Origin of the sequence: Streptomyces sp. NPDC091279, from assembly GCF_044757465.1 — a bacterium.
In the GTDB taxonomy this organism is placed as follows: domain Bacteria; phylum Actinomycetota; class Actinomycetes; order Streptomycetales; family Streptomycetaceae; genus Streptomyces.
In genome coordinates, this window is the sequence record NZ_JBIVVA010000008.1 from 436,343 (window position 1) to 459,409 (window position 23,067).

Here is a 23,067-nt window from a genome sequence, read left to right on the forward strand (position 1 = left end):
CCCGACGTCCCCGCACTCCCCCTACACCCCACACCACCTCAGCCCACGCCACATCACCCCACCGTAGACCTCACCGCACCACGACAAACCCCCCACCGTCCCGCTCGGCCCGGGGCCGGGGCTCCTCCGCCGCGTGCCCCACGGCCACCGCCCCCATCGGGTCCCAGTTCCCCGGCAGCTCCAGCACCTCGCGCACCACGTCCCGGCAGAACATCGTCGACGACACCCACGCCGACCCCAACTGCTCACCGGCGAGCGCGACGAGGAAGTTCTGCACACCGGCACCGGTGGCGACGACGAACATCTCGCGCTCGGCCGCGTCCCGCCGTGGGTCGCCGTAGTGGTGCGCGCCGTCGGCGACGAGGCACGGCACGACCAGGTAGGGCGCGTTGCGCAGCACGTCACCGCGCCGGACCCGGCGGGCGATGGACTCCTCGGACTTGCCGTCGCGTCGCAGATCGGAAATCCAGGCGTCCCGCATCGCGTCGAGCAGCCGCGTCCGTGCCGCCTCGGACTCCAGCAGCACGAACCGCCACGGCGTGGTGTGGTGCGGCGCGGGCGCGGTGACGGCCGCGTCGACCGCCCGCCGTACCGCCCCGGGATCGACGGGCGCGTCCGTGAACGCCCGCACCGTCCGCCGTTGCGTCACCGCCTGCCGCACGGCCTCCGAGGTGCCGAGCCGGAACATGTCGCCCCGCGCGTCACGCACCAGGGCCCGGGTGCCCTCGCCGTGGTCCTCGGCGACGACGTGCGCCAGCCCGCGCACCACGGCGACGGGCAGCCCGGCGGCCTTGCCCTTGACGAGGTCACCGGCGGCGGCCAGTTCGTCGGCGGTCGCCACGATCGTCGCGACGAGCGGATTGCCGTACGCGTCCGTGCCGCCGCGCAGATCGTCCAGGACACGCACCCCGGCGGCGCCGATGGCGACATCGGTGAGCCCCGAGCGCCACGGCCGCCCGAACGTGTCGGTCACCACGACACCCACGTCGACACCGAGGGCGTCGCGCAGTCCCGCGCGGATCACGCGCGCGGAGGCGTCGGGGTCGACGGGCAGCAACAGCACCGTTCCGACGGGGGTGTTGGAGGCGTCGACCCCGGCCGCGGCCATGACCAGGCCCTGCCGGTTCTCGACGATCCGCAGCGTCCCGCGCCGCGCGACGACCCGGACGGTCTCGGCGTCGATCGCGGCCTCCCGGTCGGCGGCCTCGACGATCCGGCCCTCCGCCTTGGACACGATCTTCGACGTGACGAGCACGACGTCGCCGTCGGCCAGCCCCGGCTCGGCGGCGGCGATCATCTTCGCGAGGTCGTCGCCCGCGCGGACCTCGGGCAGTCCGCCCACCGCCCACACCCGGAACGCGCCCGGTCCGTCCCCCGCGCTCCAGCCGCTCACGTCGGTCACGCCCGTACCTCCTCGGCCAGCTCCAGCGCCGCCCGTGCCATCTCGGCCGTCGCGTCGAGATCGGTCATCATCAGCGGAACGGCGCGACAGCGGACACCGGCCGCCTCGACCCGGTCGACCACGCCCGCGTCCACCGTGTCGACGAGCCAGCCGTCGAGCAGTCCCGAGCCGTAGTGCTCGGCGACCGCGGCGGCCGTCGACTCCACGCCGACCGCGGCGAGCACCTTGTCGGCCATCCCGCGCACGGGCGCGTCCCCGACGATGGGGGAGAGGCCGACCACCGGCACCCCGGCGTCCGCGATCGCCTCACGCACCCCCGGCACCGCGAGGATCGTGCCGATGGACACGACCGGGTTGGACGGCGGGAACAGCACGACGTCCGCCGCGGCGATCGCCTCCAGGACCCCCGGCGCGGGCTTGGCCTGCTCGGCCCCGACCGGCACCACGGCCTCGGCCGGGACGGACGCCCGCAGCCGCACCCAGTACTCCTGGAAGTGGACGGCCTTGCGCTCCCCGTCGACATCGACGGCCACGTGGGTCTCCACGCGGTCGTCGGTCATCGGGATGAGCTTCACGCCCGGCTGCCAGCGGTCGCACAGCGCCTCGGTGACCGCGCTGAGCGGAAAGCCCGCCGCGATCATCTGCGTCCGCACGATGTGCGTGGCGAAGTCCCGGTCGCCGAGCCCGAACCAGCTCGGCCCGGCGCCGTACGCGGCCAGCTCCTCCTTGAGATGGAACGTCTCCTCGGCCCGCCCCCAGCCCTGCTCCTCGTTGATGCCGCCGCCGAGCGTGTACATCACCGTGTCGAGATCCGGGCAGACCTTCAGCCCGAAGAGGTGAATGTCGTCCCCGGTGTTGCCGATGACGGTGATGTCCGCGTCCGGCACGGCCCGCTTCAGACCGCGCAGGAACCGGGCACCGCCGATACCCCCTGCCAGAACCACAATGCGCATGGGAGAAGTCTCGCAGGCGGGTCTGACAACGCGTCCGGCAGTCGCGGATCGGGCCCGCCGGATCAGCCGGTCTCCTGGCTCAGGCGGTCACCGGACGGGCCTCGGAACGCGGCTCGGTCCTGGCCTCGCAGTGCGGGGCGGTGTGCATCGGCATCTCGGTGAGCCCCGGGTAATAGATGTGCAGGCTGACGGCGGGTTCCAGCGCGTCGTTGACGACCTCGTGCACATATCCGGGCGCGAACACCCGCTGCGCGCCCGCCCCCCACGCGCGCGTGCCGCGCTCCGTGCGCTCGGTGAGGGTGCCCTCCAGGACCGTCAGCACCCCGGACGACCGGCCGTGGTCGTGCGGCCCGCTGCCCTGCCCCGGCACCCAGGACAGCAGCCACACCTCGTAGCCGGGCCCGGTGCGCAGCCGGTGGTACCAGCGCGTCGTCGCGTCGTAGCGCACCAGATGCGCCCACTGGGAGCGGTCGGCGGCGAGGGAACGGGCCAGGCCGACGAACTCGGCGACGGTCACCGGGTGCTCGCGCGGGGGCTGCAACAGGTGCGGCACTTCGAGGATGTCGCCGGCGATCTGGAGGTCGTTGTCGCTGTTCATGGGGGTGGTGAGGGTCCTCGGCGAGAGTGGGGCTGGCTGGGATCACATACCGTCCGCCCGGGTCGCGGGCGGGAGAGGCGGGCCCTGGATGGGGCGGGTGGGGAGCAGCAGCCGAGTCGGGGTGGACTCAGAGGCGGCCGGAGCGCGGGTGGCTCAACAGCCGGAACGGCAACAACAGCTACAGCGAGGGCGAGCAGCACCGTGGGACCCGGCGGGGCGGGTCGAGGTGAGTGCCAAGTTCGCGAGCATGCCCACTAGGACAGCGGCTCACACCTCCACTGTCAACTCGACGCCCGAAATGTGGGACATGGTTCACCTCTTCCGGTTCTCCTGAAAGATGAAAGGTTTGCTCGCGCGGCGGCCGGGACACATGGCGCACAACCGGGCGCGCAACCCTCGCCGCGGTACTTGTGATCCGACGGTGATCCGGTGCGCTTCGAGGGGTGCGCGGGAACGGGATCGCGACCCTGGGCGTCCTCCTCTTTGCAAGGCTCCGCACGCGCGCTGCGCGGAGCCCGCATGGAGGGGTGGCCCTGGAGGGCCTTCTCCGTGTGTCAAGGTTTATGCCGATTTGAACACTTACCGCATGGCCTTGGTTCCGCAGAGTGAATAAGGGGCTCAATAGCAGATCTCAGCTTGACTCGCCCGGATCAGCACACTTGTAATTTCACTCGTGTCGTTCAGCCGGAACAGGTGACGGCTGCATCACGGGGACGCGAAACAGACGAGGGGCGCACATGACCGAGCTGGTGCAGCAACTGCTGGTCGACGACGCGGACGAGGAGCTCGGCTGGCAGGAGCGCGCACTGTGCGCCCAGACCGACCCCGAGTCCTTCTTCCCCGAGAAGGGCGGCTCGACCCGCGAGGCCAAGAAGGTCTGCCTCGCCTGTGAAGTCCGCTCCGAATGTCTTGAATACGCCCTCGCCAACGACGAACGCTTCGGCATCTGGGGCGGCTTGTCCGAGCGCGAGCGGCGCCGCCTCAAGAAGGCCGCCGTCTGACCAGGACAGCGCGAACAAGGCCGCGCGAAACAGCGCAGAACAGCACGGACAGCACGGCAACGGCCCGTCACCAGTGAGTTATCCACAGGCGGCGGGCCGCCGTCATGCCCAGCCGATAGTGTGGGCGCTCGTCCGAGACTCGCCGCCCTCAGCGGGCGCGGGAGTCCACCGCAGTCCATCGAACCGGGGCCCGTACCTCGATGTCCGTGCACAGCCATACGGCAGCCCAACACGACGCTGCCACTCCTGAGTTCCCGCGCCATGTGGTGACGGCGGTACTCGTCGCCCACGACGGCGCCCGCTGGCTGCCCGACGCGCTCGCCGGGCTGCTCGGCCAGGAACGCCCGGTCCAGTTCGCCGTCGCCGCCGACACCGGCAGCGCGGACGCCTCCGCCCAGCTCGTCACCGAGGCCCTCGGCGCCGACCACGTCCTGCACCTCGCCCGGCGCACCGGCTTCGGCCAGGCCGTCGAGGAGGCCAGCCGCACCGCGCCGCTCCTCACCCCGGACGAACTGCCGTACCTGAAACGCCCCAGCGGCTGGGACCCCGTCACGCGCACGTGGCGCGACGACGCCTACGACCTGCCCGACCTGCCGCACGGCGAACCGATCCAGTGGCTGTGGCTGCTGCACGACGACTGCGCCCCCGAACCGGACGCGCTCGCCCAGCTGCTGCGCGTCGTCGACAACGAACTGGAGCTGGGCCGCGACGACGTGGCGGTCGTCGGCCCCAAGCTCCGCGGCTGGTACGACCGCAGGCAGCTCCTGGAGGTCGGCGTCTCCATCGCCCACTCCGGCCGCCGCTGGACCGGCCTCGACCGCCGTGAGCAGGATCAGGGCCAGCACGACCACGTCCGCACCGTGCTGTCCGTGTCCACCGCCGGCATGCTGATCCGCCGCGACGTCTTCGAGCAGCTCGGCGGATTCGACCGCCGCCTCCCGCTCATGCGCGACGACGTCGACCTGTGCTGGCGCGCCCACACGGCAGGCCACCGCGTCCTCATCGCCCCCGAGGCGGTCGTCCGGCACGCCGAGGCCGCCTCCCGCGAACGCCGCGCCGTCGACTGCGTGGGCCGCACCGCCGCATCGCCGCACAAGGTCGACAAGGCGGGCGCCGCCTACACCCTCCTCGTCAACACCCGTACCGCCGTACTCCCCTGGGTGCTGCTGCGCCTCGTCCTCGGCACCGTCCTGCGCACCGTCGCCTACGTCGTCGGCAAGGTCCCGGGCCAGGCCCTCGACGAGATCCGCGGCCTCCTCGGCACCCTGCTGCGCCCCGAGCGGATCATCGCCGGACGGCGCGGCCGGGGCACCCCGCAGATCGACAAGGAAGAGCTGCGCGCGCTCTTCCCGCCGCCCGGCGCGACCATCCGCGCCACCATCGAACAGGCCGCGGGCAGTCTGGCCGACACCTCCGACCCCGAGATCACCTCCGGTGCGGGGCGCCACGGCGGCGGCATCGAGTCGGGCCCCGGCGGCGACGACGCGGACTTCCTGGAGATCGAGCAGTTCGCCCGCGTCAAGCGCATCGCGCGCAAGCCCGGCCCGATGCTCTTCCTGGTGCTGCTGCTGGTCTCGCTGGCCGCCTGCCGCGCCCTGCTCGGCTCCGGCGCGCTCGCGGGCGGCGCCCTGCTGCCCGCCCCGGCCGACGCCTCCGAGCTGTGGTCGCACTACCTCGACGCCTGGCACCCGGTGGGCGCAGGCGGCATCCCCGCGGCGCCGCCCTACCTCGCGATCGTCGCGACCCTCGCGTCCCTGCTGCTCGGCTCGACCGGCCTCGCGCTCACCGTCCTGCTGGTCTGCTCGGTGCCGTTGGCGGGCCTCAGCGCGTACTTCGCCTCCCGCCCGCTCGTCGAGTCACGGCTCCTGCGCGCGTGGGCGGCCGTCGGCTACGCCTTCCTCCCGGCCGCGACCGGCGCCCTGGCGGGCGGCAGGCTCGGCACCGCCGTGCTGGCCGTGCTGCTGCCGCTGATGGCCCGCGCGGGCGTCGCCGCCAGCGGCCTCACCCACGCCTCCGGCGCACGCGGCAGCTGGCGCGCCACCTGGGCGTACGCCCTGCTGCTGACCGTCACCACGGCGTTCACGCCGATCGTGTGGCCCCTCGCCCTGGTGCTCGGCGTCGCCGTCCTGGCCGTACGCCGCACCGAACTCACCGCCTACAGCCCGCGCTTCCTGGCCCAGTTCGGCACCCCCCTGCTGGTCCTGGCGCCCTGGTCGCTGACCCTGCTGCCGTTCGGCTTCTTCAAGGAAGCGGGCCTGGACTACGGGCCCTCGGCCGCCTCCGCCCTCGACCTGCTCGGCGCGAGCCCCGGCGGCCCCGGCACGGTCAGCGGGCTGATGCTCATCGGCATCGTCCTGGCCGCGCTGGCCGCCCTGCTGCGCTCCGAGCGGCAGTTCGGGATCTGGGCGTCCTGGCTGGTCGCCCTGGTGGGCCTGGTCTTCGCGGTGCTGTCCAACGGCTCGACCTGGGCCGGACCCGCCACCCTCGTCTACGGCCTCGCCCTGCTGGCCGCCGCCGTCCTGGGCGCCGACGGGGCCCGCGCGCGGGTCGCAGAGCAGAGCTTCGGCTGGCGCCAGCCGGTGGCCGCGCTGATCGCCTTCGCGGCCGCCGCGGGCCCGCTGCTCATCGCCGCCGGCTGGATGATCCGCGGCGCCGACGGCCCCGTCGAACGCCGCGACCCCGTCCAGGTGCCCGCGTTCGTCGCCGAGGAGAGCGGCACCAGCGACCAGGCCCGCACCCTGGTGCTCGACAGCGACTCCACCGCGCGCGTGGCCTACACCCTGGTCCGCGGCTCCGGCGCCCGCCTCGGCGACGCCGACATGGCCGCCACCGACGGCACCAACGGCGTCCTCAGCAAGGTCGTCGCCAACCTGGTCGCCGGTTCCGGCGCCGACCAGTCCGCGCAGCTCGGCAAGTTCGCCGTCCGCTACGTCCTCGTCCACAAGGGCGCCCCGCACGAGGTCACGCGCGTGCTGGACGCCACGCCCGGCCTGTCCCGGCTCAGCCAGCAGGGCGGCAGCGCCCTCTGGCAGGTCAATCAGGAGGTGGCCCGCGCCACCATCACCTCGGGCAAGGCGGCCGCGGTGACCGTCGCCGCCGGGCCCGTCGACATCCACACGAAGATCCCGGCCGGGGCCGACGGCCGGGTGCTGCGCCTCGCCGACACCGCCGCCGAGGGCTGGAGCGCCACCCTGGACGGCAAGCCGCTCACCGCGACCACGGTCGACGGCTGGGCGCAGGGCTTCCGACTGCCCGCCTCCGGCGGCCGGTTGGACGTCACCTACGACACCCCGCTCACGCACACCGCGTGGCTGTGCGCGCAGGGTCTGCTCGCCGTCACCCTGGTCATCCTCGCCCTGCCCGGGCGCCGGCGCGTCGTCGACGACGACCTTCCGGAGGAGGAGGTCGTCCCGGCCCAGGCCGAGGCCGGCGAGGGCCGTCGTGCCCGTCGGCTGCGCGCCCAGGCGGAGGAGGCCGAACCGGCCGAGGCGGGCGTCCCCGAGGAGTTCCCGTCTCCTCCCGCGCAGGAGCCCCCGGCGCCGATCCCGCAGCAGCAGTCCTACGACGAGTGGGACCAGAACCAGAACCAGTACGCGGGCGCCGAGTACGGCTACGGCGACCAGCAGTACCCGAACGCCCCGCAGTACCCGGCGGGCGGCTACGACCAGACGTACCAGGCGGACCCCTACCAGGGCGGCCAGTACGACCCGTACGCCTACGACGCCACCCAGGGCACGTACGGGCAGCAGCAGCCGTACGACCCGTCGTACCAGCAGCAGGGCTACGACCCCCACTACGACCCGGCGCAGCACCCCCACCCGAACGCCCCTGAGCGCCCCGACGGGAGTCAGCAGTGAACCGCACCACCCTGTCCCTGCTCGCCGGCATGGCGGCGCTCGCCGCGGTCACCGGCTTCGCCTCGATGTCCGAACCGGCCGCCGCCGGGAAGGACACCGCCCAGGCCGCCGCCGTGCTGCCGGTGGAACGCACCAGCCTGCTCTGCCCGGCGCCCAGCACCTCGGACATCGCCGACACGGCGTACACGTCGTACACGCCCGTCACGAAGGGCACCCGGAGCACGGGCACGGCCGAACTGTCCGCCGCCACCGAGCAGTCGGCGGACGGCAAGAGCGGCAGCGACAAGGGCGCCAAGAAGAAGACCGAGAAGCCCGTCCTCACGCCCAAGGAACCCGGCACCCCCGTCACCGGCGACACCTCGGGCAGCGACGCGCCCGCGCTGGTGGGCACCGCCGACGGCAGGTTCGCGCCGGGCTGGACGGTGCAGGAGACCACCGAGGTCGCCGCGGGCGCAGGACGCGGCCTCCAGGGCGTCAACTGCACCGCTCCGGACACCGAGTTCTGGTTCCCGGGCGCCAGCACGGACGCCGACCGCACCGACTACGTCCACCTCACCAACCCCGACGACTCCGCCGCCGTCGTGGACATCGAGCTGTACGGCAAGGACGGCGCGATCCCGTCGACGGTCGGCGAGGACATCACCGTCCCGGCGCACGCCAGCGAGCCGATCCTGCTGTCCACGCTCACCGACGAGAAGCAGCCCGATCTCACGGTCCGGGTGAACGTCCGCAGCGGGCGCGTCGGCGCGTCCGTGCAGGCACTGGACGACAAGATCGGCGGCGACTGGCTGGCCGCCTCCACCGAACCGGCGGGCAGCCTGGTGCTGCCGGGCATCCCCAAGGACGCCACCGCGGTCCGGCTGATCGCCTTCACGCCGGGCGGGACGGACGCCGACCTCAATGTGCGGCTCGCCTCGCCGTCCGGGCTGATCACGCCCGCCGGCAGCGAGACGCTGCACGTCAAGGCGGGCATGACGTCCGCGCTCGACCTCGGTGACGTCACGCGCGGCGAGGCCGGTTCCCTGGTGCTGACACCGAGCGACCAGTCCGTGCCGGTGGTCGCCGCGCTGAGAGTCGTGCGCGGCAAGGGCTCCGACCAGGAGACGGCGTTCATCCCGGCCACCGCCCCGGTCGGCACGCGCGCGACGGTCGCCGACAACACCTCGAAGGGCTCCACCCTGTCGATCACCGCGCCCGGCAAGACCGCCGAGGTCAAGGTGACCGCGTCGGCCGGCAGCGACGGCGGCACGGCGGTGTCCAAGACGTTCACGATCAAGGGCGGCACCACCCAGAACGTCGCCGCGCCCGTGCCGAACGGCGGCAAGGGCACATACGCGCTGACGGTCGAGCCGGTCTCCGGCGGCCCGGTCTACGCGGCCCGCACCCTGGCGGCGACGGAGGAGGGGGTCCCGGGCTTCACCATCCAGACCCTCCCGGGCGACCGGGGCATGGTGTCGGTGCCGCACGCCGAACAGGACCTGTCGGTGCTCCAGCAGTGACGAGGGCGGGTCAGTCCTCGCCGTAGCGCGGGTCGACCGTCTCCGGGGTCAGCCCGAGGAGTTCGGCGACCTGCTCGACGACGATCTCGTGGACGAGGGCGGCCCGTTCGTCGCGTCCCTTGGTGCGGATCTCCACGGGCCGCCGGTACACGACCACGCGCGCGGGCTGCTTGTCGTGCGCGGCGACCGTGCCGCCCAACGGCACCGCCTCGTCGTCCCACGTGCCGTCGACGCGCGGCACCTCCAGCACCAGGAAGTCGATGTCGGCGAGCTGCGGCCAGCGCCGCTCCAGACGCTCCACCGAGTCCTGCACCAGGTCCGCGAACGCGTCGGAGCGGCTCGCCGCGAGCGGCACCTGGGGCGGCGCGATCGGCCCGCGCATGCCCCGCCCGTGGCGGTCACGACGGCGGGGTCCTGGGCCTGCGGCACGGGGCGGTACGGGGCTGTCCATCACCGCTGAAGCGTAGTCCCCGCCGGGCCCGGCCGCCCGGCCCGACGCGGCATCACAGCCACCGCCCGGCCCCCGCCCACGGGCTGTCACCAGGAGATCATTTCAGCCAAGGTCGGGCTCGAATGCGCACCCTCTCGGACCGCCGATCAGGAGACAATTGGTGCGTTTGTACCGAGTGTTGATCAAGTCCGGGTTCACGTGACAGGGTGTCAGTCACCGTCCGCGCAGGTCAACGAGGTGTGCCGAAAGGGACGTGTGGGGCGTTTCACAACACGACACGGTGGAGTGACCTGGTGGAGAGTCGTCGCGGCCCGTTCAAGAGTGCGGTACCGTCCAACGTCGTGAGCCCTGTACGTCGCTGTTCGCGCACCGCTTGCGGCCGTCCCGCCGTAGCGACGCTGACGTACGTCTACGCCGACTCGACCGCGGTCCTCGGCCCCCTCGCGACCTACGCCGAACCCCACTGCTACGACCTGTGCGCCGAGCACTCCGAGCGCCTCACCGCGCCGCGTGGCTGGGAGGTCGTCCGGCTCCTCGACAGTTCGGCTCCGGCCCGCCCGAGCGGTGACGACCTGGAGGCGCTGGCCAACGCGGTCCGCGAGGCGGCCCGCCCCCAGGAGCGCCGCGCGCAGGCCGGCGGGGCCCGTGGGGCGGACCCGATGGAGGTCGCGCGCCGCGGTCATCTGCGGGTCCTGCGCTCCCCGGACAACTGACGGCCGTCGCGCCCGACACCTGCTGAACGGTTTCCTCCCGGCGCCCCCGGTGCGCCGTCCGACGTTCCCCTGAACTCCCGCACGCGTGCGTGCTCAGCCGTTCGCGCATGCGTCCTTACGCGTGCGCGTGCTGTTCGGCCCTGTGCGCCCAACGACCGGGCGATGCACGCTCGTTGATCGCCGACGCACACCCATTGACGCAATCTTGTCGCGGACACGACGATTCCCTGAGCGGAATGGAGAAACCGCTTTCCGCATCACGGAACCGGACCGGAGGCGCGCCCTTGTACGTCCAGCACCTGGAACCCGTCGCCGACTCGCTGGGCCTGTCCGCCCTCGTCGCCACCCTGCCCCTGGTGATCGTCCTGGTCCTGCTCGGCGGTCTGCGGGTGAAAGCCCATCTCGCGGGCCTCAGCGGCCTTCTCGCGGCCGTTCTCGTCGCCTGGCTCGCCTACCGCATGCCCCTGGACCAGACCCTCTCCAGCGCCGCCCAGGGCGCCGCCTTCGGCCTCTTCCCCATCCTGTGGATCGTCGTCAACGCCCTGTGGGTGTACCGGATGACCGTCCGCACCCGGCACTTCGACATCCTGCGCCGCTCCTTCGGGCGCCTCTCCGACGACCCGCGCATCCAGGCCCTCGTCGTCGCCTTCTGCTTCGGCGCCCTCCTGGAGGCCCTCGCCGGATTCGGCGCCCCGGTCGCGATCTGCTCGGTCATGCTCGTCGCCCTCGGCTTCGACCCGGTCCGCGCGGCCGTCGTCGCCCTGGTCGCCAACACCGCGCCGGTCGCCTTCGGCGCCATGGGCACCCCGGTCGTCACGCTCGCCCAGGTCACCGGGGTGCCGTTGGACACCGTGGCCTCCGTGGTGGGCCGTCAGACCCCGCTGCTCGCCGTGCTGGTGCCGCTGGTCCTGGTCGGCCTCGTCGACGGGCGGCGCGGACTGCGCGAGACCTGGATGCCCGCCCTGGTGTGCGGACTCGCCTTCGGCGCGGCCCAGTTCGCCGCCTCCAACCACCTCTCCGTGCAACTCGCCGACATCGTCGCCTCCTTGGCGGGCGCCGCAGCCCTGGTCGCCGTCGCGCACGCACGCGTACCGGCCGCCGAGGCGGTCCGGGCGTCCGTGCTCACCGGTGCGCGCAGCGAGGAACTCGACGCGGCCGACCCACGCCCCGAAGTCCTGCGCGCCTACGCCCCGTACGCGCTCATCGTGGTGATCTTCTCGATCGCCCAGATCCCGGCCCTCAAGGAATGGCTCGCGCGGGCCACCCGGACCGTCGACTGGCCCTTCCTCGACGTCGCCGGCCCCGACGGCCGACCCGTCGGCGGCAACGTCTTCAGCTGGCCGATCGTGTCGACCGGCGGCACCCTCGTGCTGATCGCCGGCGTGGGCACGGCGCTCGTGCTGCGCGTGCACGCACGCGTGGCGGTCACGGAATGGCTCGCCACCGTCCGCGAGTTGAGGTTCGCGATCCTCACTGTGACCTCCGTGCTCGCCCTCGCCTATGTCATGAACCTCTCCGGACAGGCCGCGACGATCGGCTCCTTCGTGGCCGCGGCCGGCGCCGGACTCGCCTTCCTGTCACCGGTGCTCGGCTGGTTCGGGGTGGCCGTCACCGGCTCCGACACGTCCGCCAACGCGCTGTTCGGAGCCCTCCAGGTGACCGCCGCCCGCGAGTCCGGCCTGTCGCCCGCGCTCCTGGCCGCCGCCAACAGTTCGGGCGGTGTCCTCGGCAAGATGATCTCCCCGCAGAACCTCACCATCGCCTGCGCCGCCGTCGGCCTCGCCGGACGCGAGGGCGATGTGCTGCGCAAGGTGCTGCCGTGGAGCCTGGGCCTGCTGCTGATCATGTGCCTGATCGTGGTCGGCCAGAGCTCACCGGTCCTGGACTGGATGCTGCCCTGATTCCCGTCGCCCTCTTACCTTGCCCCTCATCACTGCTCCGACCTGGGGCGAGGCGGCGGGCACACCCGGCGTCCGGACACCGCGCGGCCATCCGGGACGGGTAGTTTGAGGCGACCGACAGGACTTCAGGAAGGCTGGCCGTGGCTGCTGATCTCACGCAGATCGTCAAGGCGTACGACGTGCGCGGAGTCGTCCCCGACCAGTGGGACGAGCCGCTCGCCGAGCTGTTCGGGGCCGCCTTCGCCCGGGTGACCGGCGCCGCCGCCATTGTCACCGGCCACGACATGCGCCCCTCCTCGCCCGGCCTTTCGCGTGCCTTCGCGCGCGGGGCGGCCGCACTCGGCGTCGACGTGACCGAGATCGGCCTCTGCTCCACCGACCAGCTCTACTACGCCTCCGGCGCGCTGGACCTGCCCGGCGCCATGTTCACCGCCTCGCACAACCCGGCCCAGTACAACGGCATCAAGATGTGCCGCGCGGGCGCGACCCCGGTCGGCCAGGACACCGGCCTCACCGAGATCCGCGAACTCGCCGAGCAGTGGAGCGAGTCGGGCGCCCCCGAACCCGCCGCGACCCCGGGAACCCTCAGCGGGCGCGAGACGTTGGAGGATTACGCGGCCCACCTCCGCTCGCTCGTGGACCTGACCTCCATCCGCCCCCTGAAGGTCGTGGTCGACGCGGGCAACGGCATGGGCGGCCACACGGTCCCCACGGTCCTCGCGGGGCTCCCGCTGACCGTGGTCCCGATGTACTTCGAGCTGGACGGCACCTTCCCCCACCACGAGGCCAACCCCCTCGACCCGGCCAACATCGTCGACCTCCAGGCCCGCGTCCGCGCGGAGGGCGCCGACCTCGGCCTCGCGTTCGACGGCGACGCGGACCGCTGCTTCGTCGTCGACGAACACGGCGACCCCGTCTCCCCGTCCGTGATCACCGCCCTCGTCGCCGCCCGTGAACTCGCCCGCAACGGCGGCCATGGCGTGATCATCCACAACCTGATCACGTCCTGGTCGGTCCCCGAGGTGGTGAAGGAGCACGGCGGCACCCCGGTCCGCACCCGCGTCGGCCACTCCTTCATCAAGGCCGAGATGGCCCGCGCGGGCGCGATCTTCGGCGGCGAGCACTCCGCGCACTACTACTTCAAGGACTTCTGGAACGCCGACACGGGCATGCTCGCCGCCCTGCACGTCCTCGCGGCCCTCGGCGGTCAGGACGGCCCGCTCTCGCGCCTCGTCGCCGCCTACGACCGCTACGTCGGCTCCGGCGAGATCAACTCCACCGTCGACGACCAGACCGGCCGCCTCGCCGCGATCAAGGCCGCCTACCAGGGCGCCGACGGCATCACCCTCGACGAACTCGACGGCCTCACCGTCACCGCCGCCGACTGGTGGTTCAACGTCCGCCCCTCCAACACCGAACCGCTGCTGCGCCTGAACGCCGAGGCACGGGACGAGGCCACGATGGCCAAGATCCGCGACGAGGCACTGGCCCTGATCCGAGGCTGACCCCGAGCCCGCCACCCCGGGCGGCGACCGGCGCGAGCTGCTCGGGCGACGAACAGGGAACGCCGTTCGATGAGGGCACCGGGACCGAGCCCTATGAAGGGCGCCCGGACCGACGTTCGAGCGACGAGCCCTGATCGACGTCAAAAGAAGACGACGACGTCCGAGCGGCGGACCGTGAACGGCATCAAAAGAGGACGCCAGGAACGCCGTTCGAAGCGCGGATCGTGAAACGGCCTCCAAAGAAGAGGCCGACACCCATGCGAACGGAGTGTCGGCAACGACGGCCGGGCGGGCGGCCCGCAGATGCCGCACCGCCCGCCAGGGTGCCGTACCGGGGACGTGCCGCCGCCCCCCACCGGCCCTGAACAGGCGCTGACCTTGGGACGCCGGACGGGTCGACGCCGCCGGCCAGGACCGGGCGTTGCCACGGCGGTACCCTGACCAGGCACATCCGCCCCGCTCCGAAGGGAAACCCCATGCCGCTCGAAGCCGGCCTCCTGGAGATCCTCGCCTGCCCGGCGTGTCACGCTCCCCTCACGGAGGAGGACACCGAGCTGATCTGCACCGGCCAGGACTGCGGCCTCGCCTACCCCGTCCGCGACGACATCCCCGTCCTCCTCGTCGACGAGGCCCGCCGCCCGGCATAACGGCGCGACGGCACCCGCCAGGTACCTCGCCCCGCACGACCCGCCCCGCCCGCCCGGCGCCCGGAGGCTGCCGCTCATGCTCGACGAATCGCTGCTCGACAACCCCGACGCCCTCTCGGCCGCCGACCGCCGCGCCCTGCTGCGCGGCGCCGCCGAAGCAGGCGCCCGGGTCCGCACCGCCGCACGGAACGCCGTCGAGGCCGGCATCCCCGACCTCACACCGGAAGGCCGCCCCCGCGCCGTCCTGATCGCGGGCCCCGGCGCCGCCGCCACCTGCGTCGCCGACCTCCTCGGCACCCTCGCCGGCGCCGGCAGCCCCGTCACCCGCCTCGCCCCCACCGGCGTCGCCCCCGCAGCGGGCGCCCTGCGCTGGGAACTGCCCGGCTGGGCCGGCTCCGTCGACCTGCTCCTGATCGCCACCCCGGACGGCTCCGAACCCGGCCTGTCCCTCCTCGCCGACGCCGCCTACCGGCGCGGCTGCACGGTCGTCGCCGTGGCCCCGGCCCGCACCCCGCTCAGCGAGTCCGTCGCGGGCGCCCACGGCCTCTTCGTACCGATGGCGACGGCCCCCTACGACCAGGAGAACGGCGCGAACGGCACCGAGGTCGCCGCGTCCGCCCCCGGCGTCCTGTGGGCGCTGCTCACCCCGCTGCTCGCCCTCCTGGACCGCACCGGCGTGCTCAGCGCCCCGCCGGACGCCCTGGAGAAGGTCGCCGACCGCCTCGACCAGGTCGCCGAACGCTGCGGCCCGGCCATCGCCACCTACAGCAACCCCGCCAAGACGCTCGCCTCCGAACTCGCCGAAGCCCTGCCGGTGGTCTGGACCGAGGGCGTCTCCGCGGGCCCGGCAGGCCGCCGTTTCGCCGCCTCCCTCGCCGAACTCTCCGGTACCCCCGCCGTCGTCGCCGAACTCCCCGAAGCGCTCGTCGCCCACAGCACCCTGCTGGCCGGCCGACTCGCCGCCGGAGCCGACCCCGACGACTTCTTCCGCGACCGCGTGGAGGAGGCACCCGCGCTGCACGCACGCGTGGTGCTGCTCCGCGACCGCCCCACCGGCGGCCTCACCGCCGCCCCCGCCGCCCGTGACCTGGCCCTCAGCCACGACACGCCGATCAGCGAACTGGAACCCGAAGCGGGCGGCGAACTGGAGACCCTCGCCGAACTGATCGCCATCACGGATTTCGCCGCCGTTTACCTGGCGCTCGTCTCCGGGGCCTGATCTTGACGCCGACGCCCTGACCGCCGTGGCAACGGCCCAGCGCGTCCCCGCAGCACCCCGCACCGAGAACGGCAGAGAGAACCACCATGGACCGCCTCGACAACACCGTCCGCCCCTACGCCTGGGGTTCCACCACCGCCATCCCGCACCTCCTCGGCGTCGAACCGAGCGGTGAACCACAGGCGGAGATGTGGCTCGGCGCCCACCCCGGCGCCCCCTCACGCACCGCGCGCGGCACCCTCGTCGAGGTGATCGACGCCGACCCGGAGCACGAACTCGGCCCGGCCGCCGTCGCCAAGTTCGGCCCCCGCCTGCCCTTCCTGCTCAAGCTCCTCGCCGCCGGCGCCCCGCTCTCCCTCCAGGTCCACCCCGACCTCGCCCAGGCGCAGGAGGGCTACGACGACGAGGAGCGCCGCGGCATCCCCGTCGACGCCCCGCACCGCAACTACAAGGACGCCAACCACAAGCCCGAACTCATCTGCGCGCTCACCGAGTTCGACGGCCTGTGCGGCTTCCGCGACCCGGCCGAGTCCGCCGACCTCCTGGCAGGCCTCGGCGTCGACTCCCTCAAGCCCTACGTCGACCTGCTGCGCGCCCACCCCGAGGACGCGGCGCTGCGCGAGGTCCTCACCGCGATCCTCACCGCCGACCCCGAGGCGATGCGCCACACGGTCACCGAGACCGCCCTCGCCTGCGCCCACCTCGGCGGCGCCTACGCCCCCTACGCCGACATCGCCCAGCACTACCCGGGCGACCCCGGCGTCATCGCCGCGCTGCTCCTCAACCACGTCCGGCTCCAGCCCGGCGAGGCCCTCTTCCTCGGCGCGGGCATCCCGCACGCGTACCTGAACGGTCTCGGCGTCGAGATCATGGCCAACTCCGACAACGTCCTGCGCTGCGGCCTCACCCCCAAGCACGTCGACGTCCCCGAACTCCTGCGCATCGTCCGCTTCGAGGCCGCCGACGCGGGCGTCCTGCGCCCCGAGGCCGCACCGGACGGCGAGGAGGTCTACGAGACGCCGATCGACGAGTTCCGGCTCTCCCGCTACGTCCTCCCCGAGAACGGCCCCGTCCGCGACCTCACCCGGGCCACCCCGCAGATCCTGCTCTGCACCCAGGGCACGGTCCTGGCCGGCGAGGACGAACTGACGCCCGGCCGCTCGGTGTTCGTCCCGGCGGGGGAGAAGGCCGAGGTGTCCGGCACGGGGACGATCTTCCGGGCCACCGTCGTCGTCTGATCGGTTTGTCGCACCGGGCCTGTGGACACCCGACGCACCACGGCCCGGCGGGACTGCAAGAATGGCCCACCGGCAAAGGCCGGGCAAAACCCCAGCGCGGGCAGAAGACCTGGCCGACGGGCGTACGAAAGTGAAGGGACAACGCGGACACATGAGCGCGTCAGGCGGCACCAAGGCGATCGTGGCGGCACTCGGCGCCAACCTCGCGATCGCGGTATCGAAGTTCGTGGCGTTCGCCTTCAGCGGCTCGTCGTCCATGCTCGCCGAGGGCGTCCACTCACTGGCCGACTCCGGCAACCAGTTCCTGCTCCTGATCGGCGGCAAGAAGGCCCAGCGCGAGGCGACCCCGCAGCACCCGTTCGGCTACGGCCGCGAGCGCTACATCTACGCCTTCCTCGTCTCCATCGTCCTCTTCACCGTCGGCGGCATGTTCGCCATCTACGAGGGCTACGAGAAGATCCTCCACCCGCACGACATCGAGCACTGGTACTGGCCGGTGGGCGTCCTCTTCTTCGCGATCGTGGCCGAGGGCTTCTCCTTCCGCACGGCCATCAAGGAGTCGAACGAACTGCGGGGCAAGCTCTCCTGGTCCCAGTTCATCCGCCGCGCCAAGGCCCCCGAACTGCCCGTCGTCCTCCTGGAGGACTTCGGCGCCCTCATCGGCCTGGTCCTCGCCCTCGGCGGCGTCGGCCTCGCCCTGCTCACCGGCAACGGCATCTGGGACGGCATCGGCACCGTCCTCATCGGTGTCCTCCTCGTGATGATCGCCCTCGTCCTCGCCGCCGAGACCAAGTCCCTGCTCCTGGGCGAGGCCGCCGGCATCGACGACGTCAAGAAGATCGAGGCCGCCGTCGTCGACGGCGACACCGTCACCGGCCTCATCCACATGCGCACCCTCCACCTCGGCCCCGAGGAACTCCTGGTCGCCGCCAAGATCGCCGTCCAGCACGACGACACCGCCGCCGAGGTCGCCGCCGCCATCAACGCCGCCGAGGCCCGCATCCGCGACGCCGTCCCGATCGCCCGCGTCATCTACCTCGAACCGGACATCTACAGCGAGGCCGAGGCCGCCAAGGGCGCCGACCGGGAGGCCACCCCCGGCGGCCCGGCCCAACACCCCACCGACCACTGACCCCTCCGCGCACTCCCCCTCCCCGCTGCCTCCCCCGACCGGATAGGGGTAGCGGATTCCGATGCGCACTGGGGGCCGCTACCCCGCCCGGTGTAGCTTGGAGCAGAGCCAGACGTCGCTGCTGATGGCGGTCGGGCGGTCCCCACGGACCGGCCGAGGGAGAGAGGGCCTCCGACGGACTGCGCTGCGCGCACGTGGCATGCCTGTGTCCTCTTCCGGACACCCGGTGTCCGCCGTCGCGCAGACCAGCCGTACCCACCTCGCCCCAACCCCGAGGAGCAGCTCCCCATGACGACTGTCGACAACCGACAGGACTTCAAGGTCGCCGACCTCTCCCTGGCCGTCTTCGGCCGCAAGGAGATCACCCTCGCCGAGCACGAGATGCCCGGCCTGATGTCGATCCGCAAGGAGTACGCCGAGGCGCAGCCCCTGGCCGGCGCCCGCGTCACCGGTTCCCTGCACATGACCGTGCAGACCGCCGTCCTCATCGAGACCCTGGTCGCGCTCGGCGCGCAGGTCCGCTGGGCGTCCTGCAACATCTTCTCCACCCAGGACCACGCCGCCGCCGCGATCGCCGTCGGCCCGAACGGCACCCCGGACAACCCCCAGGGCGTCCCCGTCTTCGCCTGGAAGGGCGAGACGCTCGACGAGTACTGGTGGTGCACCGAGCAGGCGCTGACCTGGCCGAACACCCCGACCGGCGGCCCGAACATGATCCTGGACGACGGTGGCGACGCCACCCTCCTCGTCCACAAGGGCGTCGAGTACGAGAAGGACGGCAAGGTCCCCTCGCCGGACACCGCCGAGTCCGACGAGCACCGCGTCATCCTCGAACTCCTCAACCGCACGATCACCGACGGCTCCCAGAAGTGGACCCAGCTGGCGTCGGAGATCCGCGGCGTGACCGAGGAGACCACGACCGGCGTCCACCGCCTGTACGAGATGCAGCGCGAGGGCTCCCTCCTCTTCCCGGCGATCAACGTCAACGACGCCGTCACCAAGTCGAAGTTCGACAACAAGTACGGCTGCCGCCACTCCCTGATCGACGGCATCAACCGCGCCACCGACGTCCTCATCGGCGGCAAGACCGCCGTCGTCTGCGGCTACGGCGACGTGGGCAAGGGCTGCGCGGAGTCCCTGCGCGGCCAGGGCGCCCGCGTGATCATCACCGAGATCGACCCGATCTGCGCCTTGCAGGCGGCGATGGACGGCTACCAGGTCACGACCCTCGACGAGGTCGTCGACAAGGCCGACATCTTCGTCACCACGACGGGCAACAAGGACATCATCATGGCCTCGGACATGGCCAAGATGAAGCACCAGGCGATCGTCGGCAACATCGGCCACTTCGACAACGAGATCGACATGGCCGGCCTCGCCAAGATCCCGGGCATCGTCAAGGACGAGGTCAAGCCGCAGGTCCACACCTGGACCTTCGCCGACGGCAAGGTCCTCATCCTGCTGTCCGAGGGCCGCCTGCTGAACCTGGGCAACGCCACCGGCCACCCGTCGTTCGTGATGTCCAACTCGTTCGCGGACCAGACCCTGGCCCAGATCGAGCTGTTCACCAAGCCCGACGAGTACCCGACCGACGTCTACGTGCTGCCCAAGCACCTCGACGAGAAGGTCGCCCGCCTGCACCTCGACTCGCTCGGCGTGAAGCTCACCGAGCTGCGCCCCGAGCAGGCCTCGTACATCGGCGTCGAGATCGACGGCCCGTACAAGCCGGACCACTACCGCTACTGACCGACCCGGCCCCGCCGACCGCGCACCCCGCGACCGGCACCGGCACGTCCTCCGAGGCAGGCCCCCGCACCCCCGTGCCGGGGGCCTGCCCCTTTGCCGGGCGCGCCCGCATCAGCCCGTCAAGACCCAGGACCCCCATGCCCCGCGGCCGTTATTCGCTCCACGATCCGCACGATCACACCCCCCTCGCAGAAGAACACTTCCACTGCGCCCCCGGCCCCTCCGGCTGGCGCTACGTCTCCCAACTGACCACCCCCACAGGCGACCACCACGGCTCCGTCGACCTCACCCTCGACGAACTCGGCCGACCCCTCCGCCTCGAACTCCACGCCGCCGCCTGGCAGATCCGCGGCGCCGCCCTCGACGGCGTCACCTGGGTCCGCACAGACCCCACCGGAACTCACGCCACCGAAGGCAATGTGCGCGCCCACGCCTTCACCGGCACCTCCCCGGCGTTCCTCATCGCCACCGCCCGCCTCCTGCGCCTCACCCCCTCCGCCGCCGCCACCCGCGTCCGCCTCGTCGCCCTCACGGACCCGGTCCTCGCCCCCCGCACCGTGGACCAGTCCTGGGCCTTGGTGAACAGCGAAGCACACGCCACTGACAACGGCCCCCTGACCGTGGACGAATACCAGGTCACAGCCCTGGACACCGGCGAACAGCACACCGTGCACCTCGCCGGGGACGTCGTGCTCTCGGCACCGGGAATCGAGCTGGAGGACCTGGAGACACCCCCGTCGACCTTCACGTGACCAAGCGACAGACAGCCGACCAGACCGACTTACGCGGGCGGCACGAACCCGGTGGGCTTGGCGGGACTGGCGTGACCAGCGGGAGAAGCGGCACCATCCGGACCGGCGGGCTCAGCACCCGAAGTCTGAGCAGCGGCCGATCGAGGGTCGTAGGCCGAAACCCCGGCACCCGTCCCGGACCCCGCAGGCGCAGGCGGAGCGACGGGATACGAGGGAACGGCACCGCCCGAACCGCCCGCCACCGCAGCGCCGTTCGCGAAGGCCCGCCGTGCCTCTCGGGTCTGTCGCTCGTGCACCACGGCCGCCAGATACGCGGCCGACGGGACACCGGGCGGGACCGGCGCCCCCGTACGCGCCGCCAGGTCCGCAGCCAGCCGCTCAGCCATGCCCCAGCCGACCTGCGGGTCCAACTGCCCCATCCGCGTCAGGTACTGACGGACGGCCAGCCACAACCCATCGGGAACGGCCGACAGGTCGAGGTCCGTGAACCGCCCGGCCAGCCACGGCGGAGGCGACGGCAGAGAACCGGCCCGCGAGACCGGCACCCGTTCCCGCACGACGAGAGTCCCCGCGAACACATCACCGAGCCGCCGCCCACGAGCCGAGACAAGAGACGCGATACAGGCGACGACCCCGAACGTCATCAGGATCTCGACGACGCCGATCCCGCCCCGGACCAGCGCGTGCCGGAACCGGATCGGACCACCGTCGTCCCGCACCACACGCAGCCCGCACGCCATCTTGCCGAGCGACCGCCCGTGCGTGAGCGTCTCGACCGCGATCGGCGCACCCACCAGGATCAGCACGAACCCGGCCATCGCCACCGCGGTCCGCGCGGCCTCGTCCAACGAAGCCGTCGCGGCGAACAGCCCGATGCTCAGGCCGATGTACGCGACCAGGGCCACGATCAGGTCGAGCGACACCGCGAGCGCCCTGCTGGGCAGCTTCGCGGGGCGCAGCTCAAGCACCACCGCCTCGCCCGTCACCAGCTCACTCACCACATCGTCCTTCCCCTGGGCTGCCTTGCGGACGGTCAGTCTGCCAAGCTGAGCGCACATTGTGCGCCAGTACGACAAGCTGACATCAGCGACGAGCCGCCGACGAACAGCCGAGGAGCAGGCAGACCGATGGACCTCGACGTTTTCGTCACCGCTCACCGGGCCGAGTGGGACCGTCTGGAAACCCTTCTAGGACGCCGACGTCGCCTCACCGGAGCCGAGGCCGACGAACTCGTCGCGCTGTACCAGCGCACGGCCACGCACCTCTCCCTGATCCAGTCCAGCGCCCCCGACCCACAGTTGACGGGACGGCTCAGCCAACTCGTGGCACGCGCGCGTAGTGCGGTGACGGGAACCCGGCGTGCTTCCTGGCGGGACGTGACCCGGTTCCTCACGGTGGGCTTCCCCGCCGCGGTCTACCGCTCGCGCCGCTGGTGGGTCCCCACCGCACTCCTGTCGACGGTGGTCGGGGCGCTCCTGGGCTGGTGGATCGGCACCCACCCCGAGGTCCAGGCCGGCATCGCGGCCCCCGGCGAACTGCGCGAACTCACGCGTCCTGGTGGCCAGTACGAGACGTACTACTCCAGCCACCCCGCGGCCTCCTTCGCCGCCCAGGTCTGGACGAACAACGCCTGGGCCGCCGCCCAGTGCCTGATCTTCGGGATCTTCCTGGGCCTCCCCGTCCTCTGGATTCTCTTCCAGAACATGCTCAACCTCGGTGTCGGCTTCGGCCTGATGTCCTCCGCCGGCCGCCTCGACACCTTCCTGGGCCTGGTGCTCCCGCACGGCCTCCTCGAACTGACCGCGGTCTTCGTCGCCGCCGGTACCGGACTGCGCCTCGGCTGGACCCTCATCGACCCGGGCCCACGCAGCCGACGCACAGCGCTAGCCGAAGAGGGCCGAGCGGCCGTGGGCATGGCCATCGGCCTCGCCCTGGTCCTCTTCGTCTCCGGGGCGATCGAAGGCTTCGTCACTCCGTCAGGCCTGCCCACCTGGGCCCGCATCGGCATCGGCGTCGCAGCCGAGCTGGCCTTCCTCGCCTACGTCTTCGTGTTGGGCGGACGAGCGGTCCGCGCGGGTGCGACGGGCGACGTCGAGGCCGCCGAACGGAGCGCCTCGGTGCCCACGGCCGCCTGATGTGCAAGCACCCCCGTGGAGCTGTTAGTCTCTTCCTCGCCCCAAGAAAGCCGTTGACACGGAACGACCGGGGCGGTAGATTCGAACAGTTGCCTAGAACTGGGTTCGCCCCGGTCGGCAGAGGTTAGTATCTAACTCGCTTCTCGAAAACGTCGATGAACTTCGATGCTGTAGAAGCACTCCCGATGAATCGGAAAATGAGTTGCCGGTCAGACCGGCGCGAAACTTCTGATAAAGTCGGAACCGCCGGAAAGGGAAAGCGCGAAAGCGAAGAACCTGGAAAGCACCGAGGAAATCGGATCGGAAAGATCTGATAGA

General features: G+C 72.1%; 18 protein-coding genes. 13 read left to right on the top strand and 5 right to left on the bottom strand.

The window, feature by feature from the left end; translation table 11 throughout:
• Nucleotides 1-70: 70 nt before the first annotated feature.
• From ACIQOU_RS22540 to ACIQOU_RS22550, 3 genes are all read right to left on the bottom strand, one after another.
• Nucleotides 71-1,402, bottom strand: coding sequence for a coenzyme F420-0:L-glutamate ligase (locus ACIQOU_RS22540; RefSeq protein WP_401538574.1), 1,332 nt, complete (start codon nt 1,400-1,402; stop codon nt 71-73).
• Nucleotides 1,399-2,355, bottom strand: a complete 957-nt coding sequence (gene cofD, locus ACIQOU_RS22545; RefSeq protein ID WP_401538575.1) for a 2-phospho-L-lactate transferase — start codon at nt 2,353-2,355, stop codon at nt 1,399-1,401. Before cofD ends, ACIQOU_RS22540 begins: the two co-directional genes overlap by 4 nt.
• A 79-nt stretch (nt 2,356-2,434) precedes the next feature.
• Nucleotides 2,435-2,953 carry a cysteine dioxygenase gene (locus ACIQOU_RS22550; protein ID WP_401538576.1) on the bottom strand — a complete coding sequence of 173 codons (519 nt, stop codon included), beginning with the start codon at nt 2,951-2,953 and terminating at the stop codon, nt 2,435-2,437.
• 737 nt (nt 2,954-3,690) lie between these two features.
• Here ACIQOU_RS22550 and ACIQOU_RS22555 point away from each other — a divergent pair.
• The 3 genes from ACIQOU_RS22555 to ACIQOU_RS22565 all read left to right on the top strand — a co-directional run bounded on the left by ACIQOU_RS22555 (nt 3,691) and on the right by ACIQOU_RS22565 (nt 9,310).
• Nucleotides 3,691-3,954 (top strand): WhiB family transcriptional regulator, encoded by a 264-nt coding sequence (locus ACIQOU_RS22555; RefSeq protein ID WP_003975777.1) that lies wholly within the window; start codon nt 3,691-3,693, stop codon nt 3,952-3,954.
• Between the two features lie 200 nt (nt 3,955-4,154).
• The gene (locus tag ACIQOU_RS22560) at nt 4,155-7,811 is read left to right on the top strand and encodes a glycosyltransferase (RefSeq protein ID WP_401538577.1); all 3,657 of its coding nucleotides are present in this window, start codon (nt 4,155-4,157) and stop codon (nt 7,809-7,811) included.
• Entirely contained in the window at nt 7,808-9,310 is a 1,503-nt protein-coding gene (locus ACIQOU_RS22565) for a DUF5719 family protein (protein ID WP_401538578.1), read from the top strand. The genes ACIQOU_RS22560 and ACIQOU_RS22565 overlap by 4 nt, the downstream gene beginning before the upstream one ends.
• Nucleotides 9,311-9,320: 10 nt before the next feature.
• Here the strand turns inward: ACIQOU_RS22565 and ACIQOU_RS22570 are convergent, their stop codons facing one another.
• Nucleotides 9,321-9,761 carry a metallopeptidase family protein gene (locus tag ACIQOU_RS22570; protein WP_401538609.1) on the bottom strand — a complete coding sequence of 147 codons (441 nt, stop codon included), beginning with the start codon at nt 9,759-9,761 and terminating at the stop codon, nt 9,321-9,323.
• Nucleotides 9,762-10,054: 293 nt separating this feature from the next.
• Here ACIQOU_RS22570 and ACIQOU_RS22575 point away from each other — a divergent pair, with 293 nt between their 5' ends.
• From ACIQOU_RS22575 to ACIQOU_RS22615, 9 genes are all read left to right on the top strand, one after another.
• Entirely contained in the window at nt 10,055-10,474 is a 420-nt protein-coding gene (locus ACIQOU_RS22575; protein ID WP_127179674.1) for a DUF3499 domain-containing protein, read from the top strand.
• Between the two features lie 284 nt (nt 10,475-10,758).
• Nucleotides 10,759-12,375 (top strand): L-lactate permease, encoded by a 1,617-nt coding sequence (locus tag ACIQOU_RS22580; RefSeq protein WP_401538579.1) that lies wholly within the window; start codon nt 10,759-10,761, stop codon nt 12,373-12,375.
• Nucleotides 12,376-12,515: 140 nt separating this feature from the next.
• The gene (locus ACIQOU_RS22585; protein ID WP_401538580.1) at nt 12,516-13,880 is read left to right on the top strand and encodes a phosphomannomutase/phosphoglucomutase; all 1,365 of its coding nucleotides are present in this window, start codon (nt 12,516-12,518) and stop codon (nt 13,878-13,880) included.
• A gap of 476 nt (nt 13,881-14,356) precedes the next feature.
• Nucleotides 14,357-14,527: a Trm112 family protein gene (locus ACIQOU_RS22590; protein ID WP_401538581.1), complete on the top strand. Its 171-nt coding sequence runs from the start codon at nt 14,357-14,359 to the stop codon at nt 14,525-14,527.
• A 76-nt stretch (nt 14,528-14,603) separates the two neighbouring features.
• Nucleotides 14,604-15,746: an SIS domain-containing protein gene (locus ACIQOU_RS22595; RefSeq protein ID WP_401538582.1), complete on the top strand. Its 1,143-nt coding sequence runs from the start codon at nt 14,604-14,606 to the stop codon at nt 15,744-15,746.
• A gap of 86 nt (nt 15,747-15,832) precedes the next feature.
• Nucleotides 15,833-16,984 carry a mannose-6-phosphate isomerase, class I gene (gene manA, locus ACIQOU_RS22600; protein ID WP_401538583.1) on the top strand — a complete coding sequence of 384 codons (1,152 nt, stop codon included), beginning with the start codon at nt 15,833-15,835 and terminating at the stop codon, nt 16,982-16,984.
• 151 nt (nt 16,985-17,135) lie between these two features.
• Nucleotides 17,136-18,116: a cation diffusion facilitator family transporter gene (locus tag ACIQOU_RS22605; protein ID WP_401538584.1), complete on the top strand. Its 981-nt coding sequence runs from the start codon at nt 17,136-17,138 to the stop codon at nt 18,114-18,116.
• A gap of 288 nt (nt 18,117-18,404) precedes the next feature.
• Nucleotides 18,405-19,862 carry an adenosylhomocysteinase gene (ahcY, locus tag ACIQOU_RS22610; RefSeq protein WP_401538585.1) on the top strand — a complete coding sequence of 486 codons (1,458 nt, stop codon included), beginning with the start codon at nt 18,405-18,407 and terminating at the stop codon, nt 19,860-19,862.
• A gap of 137 nt (nt 19,863-19,999) precedes the next feature.
• Complete coding sequence (locus ACIQOU_RS22615) at nt 20,000-20,614, top strand: hypothetical protein (RefSeq protein WP_401538586.1); 615 nt, start codon at nt 20,000-20,002, stop codon at nt 20,612-20,614.
• Nucleotides 20,615-20,643: 29 nt separating this feature from the next.
• Here ACIQOU_RS22615 and ACIQOU_RS22620 read toward each other — a convergent pair whose 3' ends face one another.
• Nucleotides 20,644-21,612, bottom strand: a complete 969-nt coding sequence (locus tag ACIQOU_RS22620; RefSeq protein WP_401538587.1) for an RDD family protein — start codon at nt 21,610-21,612, stop codon at nt 20,644-20,646.
• 129 nt (nt 21,613-21,741) lie between these two features.
• On the opposite strand from ACIQOU_RS22620, the gene ACIQOU_RS22625 reads away from it, so the two are divergent.
• The gene (locus tag ACIQOU_RS22625) at nt 21,742-22,749 is read left to right on the top strand and encodes a stage II sporulation protein M (protein WP_401538588.1); all 1,008 of its coding nucleotides are present in this window, start codon (nt 21,742-21,744) and stop codon (nt 22,747-22,749) included.
• Nucleotides 22,750-23,067: the final 318 nt, after the last annotated feature.

Bases quoted from the DNA above. Each gene is read 5' to 3' on its own strand.
- ACIQOU_RS22605 (WP_401538584.1), top strand. From the start codon at position 17,136: ATGAGCGCGTCAGGCGGCACCAAGGCGATCGTGGCGGCACTCGGCGCC.
- manA (WP_401538583.1), top strand. From the start codon at position 15,833: ATGGACCGCCTCGACAACACCGTCCGCCCCTACGCCTGGGGTTCCACC.
- ACIQOU_RS22590 (WP_401538581.1), top strand. From the start codon at position 14,357: ATGCCGCTCGAAGCCGGCCTCCTGGAGATCCTCGCCTGCCCGGCGTGT.
- ACIQOU_RS22595 (WP_401538582.1), top strand. From the start codon at position 14,604: ATGCTCGACGAATCGCTGCTCGACAACCCCGACGCCCTCTCGGCCGCC.
- ACIQOU_RS22625 (WP_401538588.1), top strand. From the start codon at position 21,742: ATGGACCTCGACGTTTTCGTCACCGCTCACCGGGCCGAGTGGGACCGT.
- ahcY (WP_401538585.1), top strand. From the start codon at position 18,405: ATGACGACTGTCGACAACCGACAGGACTTCAAGGTCGCCGACCTCTCC.
- ACIQOU_RS22560 (WP_401538577.1), top strand. From the start codon at position 4,155: ATGTCCGTGCACAGCCATACGGCAGCCCAACACGACGCTGCCACTCCT.
- ACIQOU_RS22570 (WP_401538609.1), bottom strand. From the start codon at position 9,761: ATGGACAGCCCCGTACCGCCCCGTGCCGCAGGCCCAGGACCCCGCCGT.
- ACIQOU_RS22615 (WP_401538586.1), top strand. From the start codon at position 20,000: ATGCCCCGCGGCCGTTATTCGCTCCACGATCCGCACGATCACACCCCC.
- ACIQOU_RS22550 (WP_401538576.1), bottom strand. From the start codon at position 2,953: ATGAACAGCGACAACGACCTCCAGATCGCCGGCGACATCCTCGAAGTG.
- ACIQOU_RS22555 (WP_003975777.1), top strand. From the start codon at position 3,691: ATGACCGAGCTGGTGCAGCAACTGCTGGTCGACGACGCGGACGAGGAG.
- cofD (WP_401538575.1), bottom strand. From the start codon at position 2,355: ATGCGCATTGTGGTTCTGGCAGGGGGTATCGGCGGTGCCCGGTTCCTG.